We start from the raw sequence: 16,161 nt of genomic DNA, 5'->3' as shown, positions 1-16,161 counted from the left end.
CCCGCCAGAGCCGATGGTATTGCCGTAACAGGTGGGAGAGTAGGTCGGTGCCTTTTTTTATACAGGATAGCCTTTTAACAAGGCTATTTTGCTTTAAGCTGATTTGTTTACATCAACATTGTTGATTCAAAATATTTTAGGTGTCTATATCGGCGGTGTCTACCTCTTCCCATTCCGAACAGAGAAGTCAAGCCCGCCAGAGCCGATGGTATTGCCGTAACAGGTGGGAGAGTAGGTCGATGCCTTTTTTTATACAAAGCCTCTAGAATTATATTCTAGAGGCTTTTTGCTGTATAATGCTTTTTTATAGATCTGTAATTGTACAACTGGAATTTATAATGGTATTATTTATTCTGTTATTATCATAACAATATTACGAAGTTCTACTTATTTAGTCGTTAAATTTTTATAAACTTGAATATTGAAATGTATTTTACACATTTCTATATGCTATACTAGATTATGAAAATTAAATATATTGTCATTGCACTACTAATTCTTGTATTTGGATACTTGATCTGGCAAAGAATAACGACAAATAAAGAAAAGAATGAAGTTCCGACAGCTGGAAAAGGAAAGGCGGGTACCATGTCTGTATATGGTGCTGTTATTTTTGCTGAATCGTTCGCTGACAACCTTAATCTGACAGGGACGATTGAGCCAGATGAACAAGTAGAGATTCGTTCTGAGGTTTCTGGATTAATAGATCAATTAAATTTTTCTGAAGGAAGTCGCGTAAACAAAGGTGCTATACTGGTGAAAATCGTTGCCTCAGATTTATTAGCACAATTAGAGCAAGCTAAAACGAGAACGCAATTGACTTCGGAAAATGAACGAAGAGCAAAACTGCTACTGGAGAAAGAGGCGATTAGTCAAGAGGAGTATGATATTGCAAGTTCTGATTATAGAACGGCGAAATCGCAAATCGCATATATCGAAGCACAATTATCTAAAACATACATACGAGCACCATTTTCTGGAATAATTGGTTTGCGATCAGTATCTAAAGGCGCATATATCACTCCTACTACCCCTATTGCGAAACTTGTAAAGTCAGATCGTGTTAAATTATCATTTGCGATCCCAGAAAAGTATGTAAGTAGAGTGTCGGTGGGTAAAAAGATTTCATTTACAATTCCTGAATCTAAGGAGGTTTTTGCAGCAGAAATTTTTGCTATTGATCCTGCTGTTGATTTGACAACTCGAACTTTACTAATAAAAGCTCGTGCTGATAATTCAAATAATAAATTTGTTCCTGGTGTCTTTGTGAATGTGATCTTACCACTGGAGAGCATTGATGATGCTTTAATGGTTCCTTCCGAAGCACTAATTCCTATACAGAATGGAAAGAAAGTATTTGTTGTAAAAGAGGGGAAAGCAAGAGAGGTGATTGTAGAAACAGGAGGAAGAACTAAGGATAAGGTGAATGTGTTGTCTGGTTTAATGAACGGTGATACTGTTTTGACTACAGGAGTAATGTCGCTGAAGAATGATGTTAAAGTGAAGGTTACATTACGTTAATTGGTTATATGAGTTTATCTACAACAAGTATTAAACGCCCAGTATTAACTATTGTACTGAATTTGATGTTGATCTTATTTGGCATCATTGGTTATTCCTACCTAGGTGTACGAGAATTCCCTTCTATTGACCCGGCTCAAATATCGGTTAGGACAAGTTACGCTGGTGCTAATGCCGATATTATAGAGTCTCAGATTACGGAACCTCTGGAAAAGGCTATTAATTCCATCGATGGGATCCGAAATATTTCCTCATCGAGTAATCAAGGTACTAGTAATATAACGGTAGAATTTAATCTAGGTAAAAACCTAGAGGAAGCGGCAAATGATGTGCGTGATAAGGTGTCACAGGCTGTTCGAAGCCTACCTCAGGATATTGATGCAGCACCTGTGGTATCAAAAGCTGATGCAGACTCTGAACCTATTATTACCATGACAGTTCAAAGTTCTGAAAAGAATATTTTGGAATTGTCTGATTATGCTGAAAATACGATTTCACAGCGTCTTCAAACAATTCCAGGAGTTAGTTCGGTACAAATCTGGGGGCAGAAAAAATACGCTATGCGACTTTGGCTAGATCCTGTGAAATTGAATTCTTATGGTGTTACTGTCCTGGATGTACGATCTGCTTTAAACCTACAGAATGTTGAATTACCTTCTGGTAAATTAACTGGTTCCAATACGGAGCTTACAGTAAAGACTATCGGTAACTTGGCTTCGGAAGAAGAGTTTAATAATATTATTATTAAATCGACAGGAAATAGTATTATCCGTCTGAGTGATGTTGGGAAGGCTGCGCTAGAGGCTGAAAATTTCGAAACTAAAATGTCTGATTCAGGGTTACCCATGTTGAGTATGGCTGTGATCCCACAGCCCGGCACGAATTATCTGGAGATTGCAAAAAGTTTCTACAAGGAATTTGATCAGTTGAAAAAGGACCTCCCTGATGATATTGTCATGAAAATAGCCCTTGATAATACGCTTTTTGTTAAGCGAGCCGTTCTAGAAGTCGCGGAAACATTATTGATTTCTGTTGTACTGGTGGTCCTCATCATTTTCTTATTCTTTCGGGATTGGTCGATTGCATTTCGACCTTTAATTGATATACCTGTTTCATTAATTGCGACATTTTTTGTGATGTATCTCTGTGGATTCTCGATTAATGTGTTAACGTTATTAGCGATAGTTCTTGCCACAGGACTTGTTGTTGATGATGGTATTGTCGTCACAGAAAATATATTTAAGAAGGTGGAAGAAGGTATGTCCCCTATTCAGGCAGCTATTAAAGGTTCTAATGAAATCTTCTTTGCTGTTATATCGATTTCTATTACACTCGCTGCTGTATTCTTACCAGTCGTGTTTTTAGAGGGATTCGTAGGTCGGCTTTTTAGGGAGTTCGGAATCGTAATTGGAGCTGCTGTACTTATCTCAGCATTTGTTTCCTTAACATTGACTCCGATGTTGAATGCTTATTTAATGAAGGGCGGAGAACAGAAGAAAACCAAATTTTATGATCGGACAGAACCTTATTTTGTGGCGCTAACAGATGGATATGCCGGTTCTTTGGTGAAATTTCTGAAGAAGAAATGGATCAGTTATCCAATTGTTTTAGCTTGTTTTGGTCTTATTTATCTTTTCTTTAGCTTATTACCAAAGGAAACGGCTCCATATGACGATAGAAGCTATCTGACAGTGCGAGTCACTGCTCCTGAGGGAGTATCTTATGATTATATGGATCGTTTTATGACTGAATTAACAACTCTTGTCAATGATTCAGTTCCTGAAAAAGATGTCAGTTTGGTAATTACTTCTCCCGGATTCGGGTCAGCCGCGGCTAATAGTGGTATGATTCGTCTTGGTCTTGTACAGCAGGAGGACCGAGAGCGTACGCAGGCGCAAATAGCACGTGATTTGTCCCGTTTGACACGATCTTCTTCTGAAGCGAAGGTTTCAGTTATGGAACAACCTACTATCTCTGTGAATAGAAGGGGAGGACTACCTGTTCAATATATTATACAGGCTCCTAATTTTCAGAAGTTGGAAGAGAAAATACCTGAATTTATGGACGCGGTGAATGATGATCCAACTTTTTCAATCTCTGATGTTAATTTGAAATTCAATAAACCCGAGCTTTACGTCAATATTGACCGTGAAAAGGCCTTAAGTTTAGGTGTTTCTATATTAGATGTCGCTCAAACATTACAAATGTCTCTTTCTGGACAGCGATTTGGGTATTTTATGATGAATGGGCGTCAATATCAAGTTATTGGTCAGTTTGATAAAAAAGATACAAGTACGCCACTCGACCTTGCCTCTATCTTTGTTAAGAACAAGGATGGACAATTGATTCAGCTGGATAATATTGTAAAGATTGCGGAACAGAGCAGTCCCCCTCAGCTCTATCATAATAATCGCTATATGTCCGCAACTGTTTCTGCGGGTTTAGCTCCAGGAAAGAGTTTAGGAGAAGGAATAGAGGCTATGGACCGGATTAAAGCGAAGGTACTGGATGAAACTTTTACGACAGATTTAGGTGGTGAGTCGAGAGATTTTAAAGAGAGTGGATCCAATACAATGTTTGCCTTTGGTTTGGCTTTACTGTTAATTTATTTGATTTTAGCAGCGCAATTCGAAAGTTTTATTGACCCTTTCGTCATTATTATTACAGTACCACTGGCCGTTGCGGGAGCATTATTTTCACTTTGGTTATTTGGTCAGTCTTGGAATATATTTAGTCAGATTGGAACTATTATGTTGATTGGGCTGGTAACAAAAAATGGTATTTTGATAGTAGAATTTGCCAATCAGCTAAGAGAAGAGGGAAAATCTAAATATGATGCAATTGTTGAGGCTTCTGCAGGGCGATTACGCCCGATTTTAATGACGTCTTTAGCAATCGCGCTTGGAGCCTTGCCGATTGCCTTGTCATTGGGAGCAGCCTCTACAAGTCGTATAGGAATGGGCGTTGTTATTGTAGGAGGAACTATGTTTTCGCTCGTATTGACTTTATTTGTGATTCCTGCAATCTATTTAATGTGGTCTAGAATAAAGAAATACAATCCTGAACTGACGAATATTGAAGATTAATATGAATAAGATTTTTTATCTACTAGCCTTGCTTTTTATTCCTGTGGGGAGTACCTTCTCACAAAATGTGCTTACTGCTCACGATGCAGTTGCTATAGCTATGGAAAATAACTTTGATGTATTGTTGACAAAGAAGGATGTGATCATCGCTAAGGAAAATGCAACATATGGGAATGCTGGAATCTTACCAAATCTTACTGCAAATTTTAGCCAGAGCAACAGTAATCAGAATTCCAAGCAAACACAAAGTACGGGTGAGGTGAGAGAGTTGGAAAACGCAAAAAATAACAGCATGAATTATGGTGTTAGTTTAGGCTGGACCATTTTTGATGGCTTTGGTATGTTTGCGCGGTACGAGAAATTAAATCAACTGAAAGCAAGGGGTGACCTCGAGTTGAAATCGATCATTTTAACAACTGTTGGCGATGTGCTGAATATGTATTATACAATTGTTCTTGAAGAGAATCTTTTGCACACCATAGATTCTTCAATAGTTATTTCCACTGATCGTTTAAAAACGGCAGAAAATCGTTTTCAAATTGGAAAAGCTTCTAAATTGGAAGTTCTCAATGTACAGGTGAACTTAAATGCGGACCAATCCTTGCGATTAAAAAAATTGGAAACAATTGCCAATTTGAAAACAGAGTTAAATAGATTGATGGCTCGGGATTTAACGATAGATTTTAAGGTTCAATATGAGTTTCAATTCAATGAGAATTTGGAAATTAATGCTTTATTAGAACAGGCTACTAATCAAAACATCGAGCTTCAATTAATCAAATTGGATAAACGTTTGGCCGAGCTGGAGCAAAAGGATGTCCGCTCGAAACGCTTACCTGTTGTTCGTCTTAATTCTGGCTATAATTTTTCGTCATCAGAATCTAGTTTGGGATTTGTTTCTCAATCTAATGCAAGAGGTTTGACTTATGGTGTAACGGCATCGATGAATATTTTTGATGGTTTTAATCAACGGAGGAGTGAGCGAGTGGCTAAACAAATGGTGGAAAAGGCTTCGATTGAAATTGAGAGATCCAAAGAGCTCATTAATGCCACTATTTTGAAAGCATATCAAAGCTATGTGACAAATATCAGCTTAACTAAACTGGAAGAGCGAAATGAAAAAATCGCGAAGCAAAATTTAAATATAACTTTAGACAAGTATAAGATAGGTACGATAAGTGCAGTTGAATTTAGAGATGCCCAAGAAAACTATGTAAATGCTATGAGCAGGCTTAAAGAGGCTAGTTATCAGGCTAAGCTGTCTGAGATAGGTTTAAAAGAATTAGTCGGTAACTTGGACCTCTAACTCTATTATAAATAAGCTAAGAGCCTTAAAAGGGCTCTTAGCGTCCATCTTCTGTATAGAAGTCTAATAAAGAGCTCATGTATGGATCATCCCATCCATCTACAATATCATCATAAGCTTCTTCAGGTATATTGATGTGGTTGATTTCGACAGAAGTTCCTTTTTTGTGTTCATGTAGTTTGATGGTAACAATGGAATCAGCCTCTTCTTCTCCAAAATACCATTGCTGAACAATCGTTTTATTGGGAACCAAATCGATAAATTTTCCTGTGATAGCCCCATCCCACATCGAGAATTCACCACCGATAACAGGATCGATTTCTACTAAATCACCTGTCCAAAGACGTATGGTAATGTCCGTCGTCAGTGCTAGGTATATTTCTTCTGGCTCTGCAGGTATTATATAATATTTTTTGAAATCTTTCATAGCACAAAAATACGTTAATTATGAAAGAGTGCCTTCATCTATTTTAATCTTTTCTTGAATGAAAAAGACTCTTGGAAAATATTTAGAAAACTGCTATTTGTGTCATCATGGGGTGATCTACCAGAGAACAACTTGGTAAGACCTCTTGCAATATCTCATCCACTTTAATTGTGATGGAATAGTATCTTGTTCGGCTTTTGAGGAGAAGCTACAGGTTATAGTACTATTTTTGAGTTAAAATAGGGTGTTGTACGATCAGTTGACAAATATCTTTTGCAACTTCTTCTTTTGATTTTAATGTAAATTCTTGAATATGCTGAAAACGATCAATAACAGTTACTTTATTGGTATCTGTTGCAAAACCAGCTCCTTTATCCTGCATTGAATTTAAGACAATGAAATCCAGGTTTTTACGCATTAATTTATCTTTTGCATGCTCAACTTCGTTATTTGTTTCTAAAGCAAAGCCTATTAAGAGCTGTTTTTCTGTTTTCTTAGTTCCGATAGATGCTAGAATATCTGTTGTTTTCTTGAGTGCAATGGAGAATTGATCTTCTTTCTTTTTTATTTTCTGCGAAGCAACTTCGATCGGAGTATAGTCCGCAACAGCAGCACTCATCACAATAATGTCTGATTGTGAAAAATGTTGTACGACAGCTTCAAGCATTTCATGTGCAGAAGTAACTTGAATACGATCTAAGTTTTGCGGCGCTTCTAAAGCGGTAGGTCCACTGATTAAGGTTACTTTAGCTCCAAGCGCTACAAGCTGTTTTGCTAAAGCATAGCCCATTTTTCCACTAGAATGATTCCCAATAAATCGTACAGGGTCTATTGCTTCATATGTAGGTCCAGCAGTCACTAATGCATTCCTTCCTTTTAAAGGGAGTTGAGGAGAAAAGCTTTGCGTAATAAAATCTAAAATTTCTTCAGGTTCTGCAAGTCTTCCTTCTCCAATTAAGCCGCTAGCTAGTTCTCCATTACCTGGATGAATTATTCTGTTTCCATAGGATTGGAGTAAGCGGATATTGTTTTGAGTCGAGGGATGTTTCCACATGTCTAGATCCATTGCAGGAGCTATAAACACAGGACATTTTGCAGATAGATAGACCGCAGTTAACAAGCTATCACAGATTCCATTTGCTAGTTTTCCAATAGTATTGGCAGTTGCTGGTGCAACCAGTATCAGATCAGCTTGTAATCCGATATGGACATGATTATTCCATTCCCCTGTTTTAGGATCGAAATAATCGATTAAAACGGGGTTATTTGAAAGGGTTGACAACGTGAGTGGCGTAATAAATTCAGCCGCTTCTTTTGTCATAATGATCTGAACATTCGCTTTTTCTTTAACTAGCAGTCTAGTCAAATGTGCAATTTTGTATGCGGCAATACTACCGCATACAGCAATCACAATATTTTTTTTAGCTAAGCTCATATCAACTGAGATAAAGCAAATTATTCTTGCTCTTTAGCGGGGTTTCTGAAATAAACCTTATCGTGTAAGAATTCATCAATCGCAATGAGTGTAGCTTTTGGCATACGCTCATAGTGTTTTGAGATTTCAATTTGCTCACGGTTTTCGAATACCTCTTCTAAGTTATCATTGTTAGTAGCAAATTCTGCAAGTTTGCTATTCAACTCCTCTTTGATGTCAACAGAAATTTGATTAGCACGTTTGCTGATCACTACGATTGACTCATAAATATTGTCGGTAACGGTGTCTAATTGTCTTAAATCACGAGTTACAGTTGAAGTTGCTACAGTGCTGTTATTTTTTTGACTCATTTTTTTGGGTATTATCTTTATTATCTTTATTTTCTTTAGCGGCTATTGCTGCTTTTCTTTCTTTTTCTTGTTCGGCTATGGCTTTATTAACAGTTGCCATGTAGGTCGCCGCAGTTTTCATTTTTTTCTCGGCGCTATCACGAAGAGATTCAACTTCCTTCATATATTTGCTATTCGGGAATGACATTGCAAAAGAGCGATAATAGTCAATAACTTCAGAAAAGCGATCTGCTTGCTTGACAGGACTACTCTGAGTTGCAAGTTTATACTGAGATTTTACCGTAAGGTACTCAATTTCTTCTGCATACTTGGTATCAGGATAGGCTTTCAATACATTTTGCAATGCAATCACAGCAGCTCTGTAGTCATCGTTTAATCCCATGTCATAGAGCAACCTAGCATTTGAAAATGCTTTAAGCTCTAATTTATCACGCAGCTTCTGAATTAATTCACCAGCTTCTTTTGCCCTTTCAGATTCAGGATACAAATTGACAAATAACTGTAGTGCATCGATTGCTTTCCTTGTATTCTCTTGGTCAAGACTTGACTTTGGAGAATCTAGATAATAACAATATGCAGACATAAAACGACATTCTTCGGCTCTAGGACTATTGGGATAAACATCTGCGAAATCTTTAAAATGATAACGTGCAGAGGTGTAATCCTTTAGTCTGTAGCTTGCAAAAGCTGTGAAATAATATAAATTTTCTGCTTCGGCCTGTCCTCTAAATTTAGTTCTTAAATCTTCGAACAATATTAAAGCCTTGCTATATTTTTTGTTTTCGTATAGTTTTACCGCTTCTTCGTACTTCTGAGCGATATTATTGCTTGCTCGCAACTTCTCAAACTTACTCTTACAGCTACTGAACGATACCAATAACAAAATTCCGGCACATAAAGCCGCTATACGCCTATTTAAAAACATTTTACAAAGATAAGTGAATTTGTAATACTAATCAATTAAATTTTTATGTTGCAATATAGTGCAATATTGGAAGCTATACAATGAATTTAATCATATTAACTTTTTTTAACCATAAATTCTAGCATGTTTATACTATTGTCATTTGCTTGTTTAAAAACAGTATCAATCGGATAGTCTTCTTATCATTTTAGTAAATTTTGATTATATTTACATTCAAATTGTTTTTAGTATGACATTAAAAGAAAGAGTTGAACAAGCATTGGATACAATTAGACCGTATTTGGAAACTGATGGTGGTGATGTTAGTGTGGAAGAAATCACTGCAGATAATGTTGTTCGTTTGAAATTATTAGGAGCATGTGCTTCATGCTCTATGAGTATTATGACTTTTAAGGCTGGTCTTGAACAAGCTATTAGAAAGGCTGTACCTGAAATTACTGCTGTGGAAGCGATTAATATTACGGACATGAATGACCCTAATGCTAGTTTGCCGACACCTAAGGCATTATAATTGACCGCTTTAATTAACACAATTTAACAGCAGTGTAACTGTTAATGTCTTAGATTTGTGCTATGAAATTCAACTACCACTTTATTTTTGTTCTATTTTTCATTCTCTCGGGGTATGCTTCATATTCCCAAGAGCGCAAAATCTTGCAGTTTAGTGGTATTGTAGAAACGATTAGCTCTGGTCTTCCTGTGGGCTATACAACTATAACGAATGAAAGCTTTCGCAATGAAGCCTATATGGCCAATAACGAGGGCTTTTTCTCTTTTGTAGCGCATGTCGGAGACACGCTTCGTTTTACATCTGTCGGTTATGAGACCTTAAGGTATGTTATTCCAAATATTCAGGGTGATCGTTTGTCGACGGCGATCGTGATGAAAAATCTGATTACGGAGTTACCGATGGTGACACCTTATCCTTGGGCAAGTATTGAGGAATTTAACATTGCATTTATGAATCTGGAGGTTGATTCAGACAATATTATTCGTGCGAAGCGAAATTTGTCGAAGGAATCTTTAGATGCTTTGGCAGCTAGAGTACCTCGAACTGCCGATGAGATGCATAATTATAATGTAAATGATAATCATCGCAGTATGAATAATAAAGTTATTAATCAGCGGTATGCGAATCCTCTATTAAACCCTTTTGCTTGGGGCAGCTTAATTCAACAAATTTCCAAAGGGAAAAAAGGGAAGTAAATTATCCTTTATTCTGTTGCTTCTAATTTATTTAATTCCAGTACACTTATTTTCGAAGTAAAATAGGCAATCAATCCGGCTATGCTTGTTATGGTAAAGAAGACGATGACAAAGTCTGTCCAACGGATTGCAATGGGGTAGCTATCAATTAACATATTAGCTCCCTCTTCCACTTTTATGATACCGTAATTTATTTGTAAATAACAAAAGATGTAACCAATTAGCAAGCCCGTTACACACCCCACTAAGGATATCATTAGTCCTTCATAGAAAAATATTCTTTGTATTAACGAGCTGTTAGCACCGAGATTCTTTAAGATGTTCATATCTTCTTTTTTATCTAGTACGAGCATGGTTAATGATCCTACAATATTGAAAAGGGCGATTATACTGATCAATGTCAAAATAAAAAATACGGCCCATCTTTCAACGCGAACATTTTTATAAAGAGTTGGATTTTGTTGTTCCCTGTTTTTTACAATATATTTTTCTCCAAGATCGGTCTGTAGTTTCTTTTTGAAATGTTGAAGATTTGCTTTGTCTTTTACATAAAATTCAATTGCTGAAATGCGATCATATTCTCCAAGCACTTCTTGTGCAAAGGAAATTGGGGTGATAATTAAATTGTCAAAATCTTGTTGACTTTTTAATATCCCTTTTGGCTGTATAGATCTGATATTAAATTCATCGGCAGGATTTGCTGCATTTTTAGCCCCCTTTCTAGGTGAATATACATCAATGTTACGGAGGCCACTGTGAATGGATACGCCCAAGTTTGCTTGAACACCTGCTCCAATAACCGCAGATGGAATACTGTCAGTTTGCAAGGTATAACTTCCACTTATTAGTAAACTATCTTTGCTTTTATGGTCTATTGAATTTGCCTGAATACCTTTAATAGTACCAATATACTGGCGGTTATCGTATTCCAGCAGTACCTTTTCCTGCAATACTTCGGTGTAATCGATTACATTGGAATCTTTTTTTAACGCAAGGATAGCAGGTTGATTTGCATCAAACAGCTTTCCTTGAGCAGGTTCTATCTTTATTTCTGGCACAAACTGGCTGTACATGGAAATTATCAGGTTTTCCATACCGTTAAATGAAGACAGTAAGATAATGAGTGCTGCACTGCTTACCATAACACCAACGATGCTAATACCTGATATAATATTGATCGCATTAACAGATTTTTTTGAAAATAAGTATCTTTTAGCAAAAAGGTATGGTAAGTTCATTGTGATTAGCCTCTAATAAATGGGTTGGTCGCTTTTTCAAAACCGATGGTCGTAGTCGGTCCATGTCCAGGATAAATAGTAACTTCATCGGGAAGTACATATATTTTTTCCTTGATATTCTTTAATAACAAGTCATGATTACCTCCTGGAAGGTCTGTTCTACCAATGCTGTTTCTAAATAAAACATCGCCGCCAATCAGAAATTTTTGTGGCTCATTATAAAAGCATAAATGAGCAGGGGAATGACCAGGAGCAAATATAATTTTCAATTCATGATCACCAATCTTTATCACATTCTCTTCAGTAAGAAATGTTTCTCCAATCGGGGAGATATCATACCTGAAACCCATTTGTGGAGCATAGTTCTGTACCTCGATCAATACCGGAAGTTCTCCCTCATGAAACTGGGGATAAAGACCATAAGTGTCAAATATAAATCTATTACCTAGTACATGGTCAATGTGACAATGTGTATTTAATAAGATCTTTGGATTTAAACTATTTTGCTCAATGAAGTCTGTCAACGTTCTTTCATCAGCTGGTCCATACATGCCGGGGTCAATGATGACACAGTTTTTTTGTTCATCATAAATGACGTACGTATTTTCTTGGTAAGGGTTAAAGGTAAAAGTCTTGATCTGCAACATAATTTGTAAAAATAAAGTTTTATTTCGAATGTAGGGTATTCAACTGATTTTCTATTAGGCCACTGTGAATGAATAATTGTAATTACAATTCATTCCAAATTTCCCAATTTTTTTCTGCTTGAAGCTCAAGCATTTCCAGTCCATTCTTAATTTTTGCACCATTGTTTTTCCCTTTTTTAAGAAATGCGGTTTCTGCTGGATTATAAACAAGATCGTACAATAAATGTTTATTGCCAATATATTGATAGGGAATATTGGGCGCATCTTCAATATTAGGGAAAGTTCCGACAGGCGAGCAGTTAATAATAATATAATGTTCGTTGAGGATGTCGGCATCAAGTTCGCTGTAGATCAGATTATTTTCACTTTTATTCCGGCTAACAAATTTATAATTAATTCCAAGTTCATTTAATGCATACTCCACAGCTTTCGCTGCACCTCCATTGCCTAGAATCAATGCTTTTGTATGTTGCTCTTCCAGCAGTGGTTTCAGCGATTCTTTAAAGCCGTAAACATCCGTATTGAAGCCTTTTAAATAAGGTCCTGAAGGCGTATGTTTAATCTGAATACAGTTGACCGCCTGAATTGCTTCGGCTTCAGGAGATAGCTCCTGAAGATAAGGTAGTACATTGATCTTATGTGGTATTGTTACATTAACACCATAAAAGTTCTGATCGTTAAAAATCCGCTCAAATTCCCGAATGTCTTCTATACTGTATAGATCATAGTTAATATCTGTAATAATTTCTTTATCAAATTTATCCAGATAGTATTTTTTAGAAAATGAATGTCCTAATGGAAAACCGATGAGTCCTAATTTCTTCATTTATTTAGGAGTATATTTTTTTATGATTTCTGAAATAATATGATTGCCTTGCAATTGCGGAAGATAATCAAAAAGAATGTGATGTTTTTCAGGGTCAGTTGCCAAACCTAATTCAAGAAACACAATGGCATCATTATACTTGCCATTAGCAAATAAATAGGCTACCATTCTAAAATATAATTCTGCCGCTTCGGGGTTGTTTGTAATAGCCTCAGATACAATTTCAATTGCCTCATCTACTTTATCTTGTTCAAAGAAAATAGACGAATAATCTAACCAGGCATCAACATCTAGCGGATTTAATGCGACAACCTTAGCATATGCTTCTTGTGCAAGATCAATCTGTTTTAATTTATAGCGAGCATCCGCGATTGCAAACCAATAATCTGGATTAGCATCGTCAAGTTCAAGTGCTTTTTTATAAAAATGGAGTGATTCAAAGTGTCTTTCTTCAAAATCTAGTGTAACGCCGATCCCAAACCAGGCATCAGCTAAATCACCGTCCATTTTGACTGCTTTTTTATAAAAAACTCGCGCTTCTTCCATTTGCTCTAATTTTTCTAAGCATTCCCCTATAGCGCAGTAAGTGTCGGCGCTAGGTTTTTCATATTCAAAAGTTTGTTTATAGACCTCTAGAGCCTCCTGGTAGCGATCAAGGTTTACTAAAGCATTTCCTTTATTAAAGTATGCTGAAGAAAAATTTTCTTTAATTAAAATAGCATAATCGTAAGCATCAATCGCTTCCGGATATTGCGTAAGCTTGTGATAAGCGTTACCTAGGTTATACCAGGCATAGTAAGAGTAAGGCTCAGAATCGATGTATTTTTTGTAAAACTCTACGCTCTCTTCTTGTTTGTCCAATATGTCATAGCAGTAAGCGAGTTCATAAAGTGCTTCTTGATTTTCCATATTGAGTTCAAGCGTTTTCTTTAAATAGTATATCGCTTTTTCAAAATCACCTTCTCCTTGATAAACTACGCTAATGTGGAAATAGATTTCATCTTTATTGTCAGAAAGGCTCAATGCTTGGAATAATTGCTCCTTGGCTTCGTTAAATTGTCCTCTAGAACCATAGACTCCACCTCGGATAAAAAAAATATCTCCTTCAGAGGGTTCTAACAATTCCGCTTTTGCCAGTGCATGCAATGCTTTATCAAATTGCTGTGTTGAAGAATACAGCTGTGCCTGTTTGAGTAAAAATGTAATATCAAAAGGGTGCTGATTAATTGCGTAATCGGCAACCTGTAATGCTTTTATAGGATCATTTTTTTCAATATAATAGTCTATAATCCCTTCAAATGCTTTGGAATCAAAGAAATATTGGTCTTCGTTCCTAATCATTTCTTCGTACCGATCCACCGAGATTTTTCTTTCCTCAGGGGATTCAAAATCAAATTCCTCTTCCATCATCCTTGTTTAATCTATCAATAAACCCAACTTAGTTGAAAATAGTGATTTTTAATAACTATGTCTAATTAATTTACTAATAAAATTAATTTAACAATACAAAGATACGGATTAAAGTATGCAAAATAAAAAAGCCGATTCTTACGAATCGGCTTTCTAAATTATATGTTAGCTATAATTATTTTTTGATCTCAACACGACGGTTTTGAACACGACCTTCTTCAGTTGCATTAGATGCTACTGGATTAGCCTCACCGTAACCGTTAGCTGTGATTTTAGAAGAAGCAACACCAGCGTTAACTAAGTATTGTTTTACTGCGTTAGCACGGTCTTTAGATAAAGAAACGTTGTAAGCTTCAGAACCTTCAGCAGATGCATAACCATCTAAAGTAACAGATGAGTTGTTATCACGTACTTCTTTAGCAACTTTGTCTAATGTAGCGTAAGATTGAGTTTTCAATACAGAGCTATCAAATTCAAATTGAATAGGAGCAACGTAACCGTTTGATGAAGTGAATTCATTTGCAACTGGCTCAGGGAATTTGATTTGACGACCAGATCCATCAACTACTGCACCTGCAGGAGAGTTAGGCTCTTTATCGAATTTATCAGAAACACCGTCACCGTCAGAATCAGTATTTAAAGCATTAACTGTACCTTCTAAAGTAGATACGCGTTGTTTTAAAGCTTCAACTTCGTTACGTAATGAAGGATCTTTCAACTCATCATACATTGTAGCAACTGGGTTAGCAAAAGTCAAGTTTTGTTTGTCTCTTGAACCTAAAGTGAATTCTAAACCACCGTATACGTTAGAGAATTTACCTTTAACATCTGAACGTCCTGGGCCAAACAATAAATTGTCATCAGTGAAGTTCATTGTGTAACCTAAGTTTAAAGCAACAACTTCAGATAATTTGAATTTAGCACCAACACCTACAGGAACGTAAGCAGACAATTTGAAATCTCTATCTCCAACTTTTTCACGGTCTCCGAAGATTTCTTCACCCCATTTACCTTTATTTGAATATTCTGCACCAGTAAAATCATTGTTCGCATATTGAACAGGATTACTAGCCATAACACCTAAACCAACTTTAGCGTAAAAGTTTACTGAATTTTCTCTTCTCAAGAAATCGATCGTACCTAATTGGAATACACCATTTAAGCTAGCAGCCCAGTTAACTTCAGTTTCAGCAGATTTAGCACCACCAGCAAGCCATTTTGTACTTTCAACTGCGTTGTTTTTGTTGAAAGTTTTGATTTTACCACGGTTACCTTCTAATTCTAAACCGAATAAGTGAGAAAATTGTTTACGAACTGTTAATCCGTAGTACTCACCTACTTTATTTTGGAAGTAACCAACTTTCTGACCGAAGTTATTAGATCCACCGACCAAAGCGTTAGGTGTAGTGATACCACCTTGAACACCGATTGACCAAGTTCTGTATTGTGATCTTCCACCAAATACAGTTTGAGCTTGTGCTACATCAGCGAAGCCTAAAGCGGCAACTAAGGAAGCAGCAACAGCTGTTTTTTTAATTGTAGAATAGTTCATACTCTTGTTTTAAGGTTATTATTAAATTTTAATTGTTCTTGTTTTGTATGCAATTGTTTAAAGTGCAATCACGGTTTGAAATAATCAAACACCGTGCCGAAATTAAAAAAGGATCAATAGTTTTAATTCTTACTATAATAAAAACTCAATTTTCCCGCTTTTATTGCAAAGCAGTAAAACAAAAATCCGGACGAATGTACCAAATTTTTGTTTTACTTTATATTTTTTTGAG

14 protein-coding genes and 1 rRNA gene are annotated in these 16,161 nt (G+C 36.3%); 6 read left to right on the top strand and 9 right to left on the bottom strand.

Annotated elements, in window-relative coordinates; genetic code table 11:
* Window positions 1–136 precede the first annotated feature (136 nt).
* The 4 genes from rrf (at window position 137) to ACFS6I_RS19200 (ending at window position 5,913) form a co-directional block, all read left to right on the top strand.
* A 5S ribosomal RNA gene (gene rrf / locus ACFS6I_RS19215) occupies window positions 137–248 on the top strand.
* A gap of 214 nt (window positions 249–462) precedes the next feature.
* Window positions 463–1,521, top strand: a complete 1,059-nt coding sequence (locus ACFS6I_RS19210) for an efflux RND transporter periplasmic adaptor subunit (RefSeq protein ID WP_380923065.1) — start codon at window positions 463–465, stop codon at window positions 1,519–1,521.
* 8 nt (window positions 1,522–1,529) lie between these two features.
* Window positions 1,530–4,607: an efflux RND transporter permease subunit gene (locus tag ACFS6I_RS19205; protein ID WP_380923063.1), complete on the top strand. Its 3,078-nt coding sequence runs from the start codon at window positions 1,530–1,532 to the stop codon at window positions 4,605–4,607.
* Between the two features lies 1 nt (window position 4,608).
* Window positions 4,609–5,913: a TolC family protein gene (locus ACFS6I_RS19200; RefSeq protein WP_380923061.1), complete on the top strand. Its 1,305-nt coding sequence runs from the start codon at window positions 4,609–4,611 to the stop codon at window positions 5,911–5,913.
* Between the two features lie 37 nt (window positions 5,914–5,950).
* Here ACFS6I_RS19200 and ACFS6I_RS19195 read toward each other — a convergent pair whose 3' ends face one another.
* The 4 genes from ACFS6I_RS19195 to ACFS6I_RS19180 form a co-directional block, all read right to left on the bottom strand.
* Window positions 5,951–6,340 carry an SRPBCC domain-containing protein gene (locus tag ACFS6I_RS19195; RefSeq protein ID WP_380923059.1) on the bottom strand — a complete coding sequence of 130 codons (390 nt, stop codon included), beginning with the start codon at window positions 6,338–6,340 and terminating at the stop codon, window positions 5,951–5,953.
* A 223-nt stretch (window positions 6,341–6,563) separates the two neighbouring features.
* Window positions 6,564–7,775, bottom strand: a complete 1,212-nt coding sequence (gene coaBC, locus ACFS6I_RS19190; protein WP_380923057.1) for a bifunctional phosphopantothenoylcysteine decarboxylase/phosphopantothenate--cysteine ligase CoaBC — start codon at window positions 7,773–7,775, stop codon at window positions 6,564–6,566.
* Between the two features lie 20 nt (window positions 7,776–7,795).
* Complete coding sequence (locus ACFS6I_RS19185; RefSeq protein ID WP_132770029.1) at window positions 7,796–8,125, bottom strand: DNA-directed RNA polymerase subunit omega; 330 nt, start codon at window positions 8,123–8,125, stop codon at window positions 7,796–7,798.
* Window positions 8,109–9,050: an outer membrane protein assembly factor BamD gene (locus tag ACFS6I_RS19180; RefSeq protein ID WP_132770027.1), complete on the bottom strand. Its 942-nt coding sequence runs from the start codon at window positions 9,048–9,050 to the stop codon at window positions 8,109–8,111. The genes ACFS6I_RS19185 and ACFS6I_RS19180 overlap by 17 nt, the downstream gene beginning before the upstream one ends.
* Window positions 9,051–9,279: 229 nt before the next feature.
* Here ACFS6I_RS19180 and ACFS6I_RS19175 point away from each other — a divergent pair, with 229 nt between their 5' ends.
* Both ACFS6I_RS19175 and ACFS6I_RS19170 read left to right on the top strand, forming a co-directional pair.
* The gene (locus tag ACFS6I_RS19175) at window positions 9,280–9,561 is read left to right on the top strand and encodes a NifU family protein (RefSeq protein ID WP_021190738.1); all 282 of its coding nucleotides are present in this window, start codon (window positions 9,280–9,282) and stop codon (window positions 9,559–9,561) included.
* A gap of 62 nt (window positions 9,562–9,623) precedes the next feature.
* Window positions 9,624–10,256, top strand: a complete 633-nt coding sequence (locus ACFS6I_RS19170; protein WP_021190737.1) for a hypothetical protein — start codon at window positions 9,624–9,626, stop codon at window positions 10,254–10,256.
* 8 nt (window positions 10,257–10,264) lie between these two features.
* Here ACFS6I_RS19170 and ACFS6I_RS19165 read toward each other — a convergent pair whose 3' ends face one another.
* From ACFS6I_RS19165 to ACFS6I_RS19145, 5 genes are all read right to left on the bottom strand, one after another.
* Entirely contained in the window at window positions 10,265–11,494 is a 1,230-nt protein-coding gene (locus ACFS6I_RS19165; RefSeq protein ID WP_380923054.1) for an FtsX-like permease family protein, read from the bottom strand.
* Between the two features lie 5 nt (window positions 11,495–11,499).
* The gene (locus tag ACFS6I_RS19160) at window positions 11,500–12,141 is read right to left on the bottom strand and encodes an MBL fold metallo-hydrolase (RefSeq protein ID WP_380923052.1); all 642 of its coding nucleotides are present in this window, start codon (window positions 12,139–12,141) and stop codon (window positions 11,500–11,502) included.
* Window positions 12,142–12,223: 82 nt separating this feature from the next.
* Window positions 12,224–12,967 carry a shikimate dehydrogenase family protein gene (locus ACFS6I_RS19155; protein ID WP_380923050.1) on the bottom strand — a complete coding sequence of 248 codons (744 nt, stop codon included), beginning with the start codon at window positions 12,965–12,967 and terminating at the stop codon, window positions 12,224–12,226.
* Entirely contained in the window at window positions 12,968–14,374 is a 1,407-nt protein-coding gene (locus ACFS6I_RS19150) for a tetratricopeptide repeat protein (protein ID WP_380923075.1), read from the bottom strand.
* Window positions 14,375–14,552: 178 nt separating this feature from the next.
* A complete protein-coding gene (locus tag ACFS6I_RS19145) occupies window positions 14,553–15,929 on the bottom strand; it encodes an OmpA family protein (RefSeq protein ID WP_380923048.1) in 1,377 nt (458 codons plus the stop codon).
* Window positions 15,930–16,161: the final 232 nt, after the last annotated feature.

Source organism: Sphingobacterium anhuiense, from assembly GCF_042686355.1.
Taxonomy (GTDB): Bacteria; Bacteroidota; Bacteroidia; order Sphingobacteriales; family Sphingobacteriaceae; genus Sphingobacterium; species Sphingobacterium anhuiense.
Note: the sequence above shows the minus strand (reverse complement) of the source record. Positions and strands in the feature narration are given on the sequence as shown.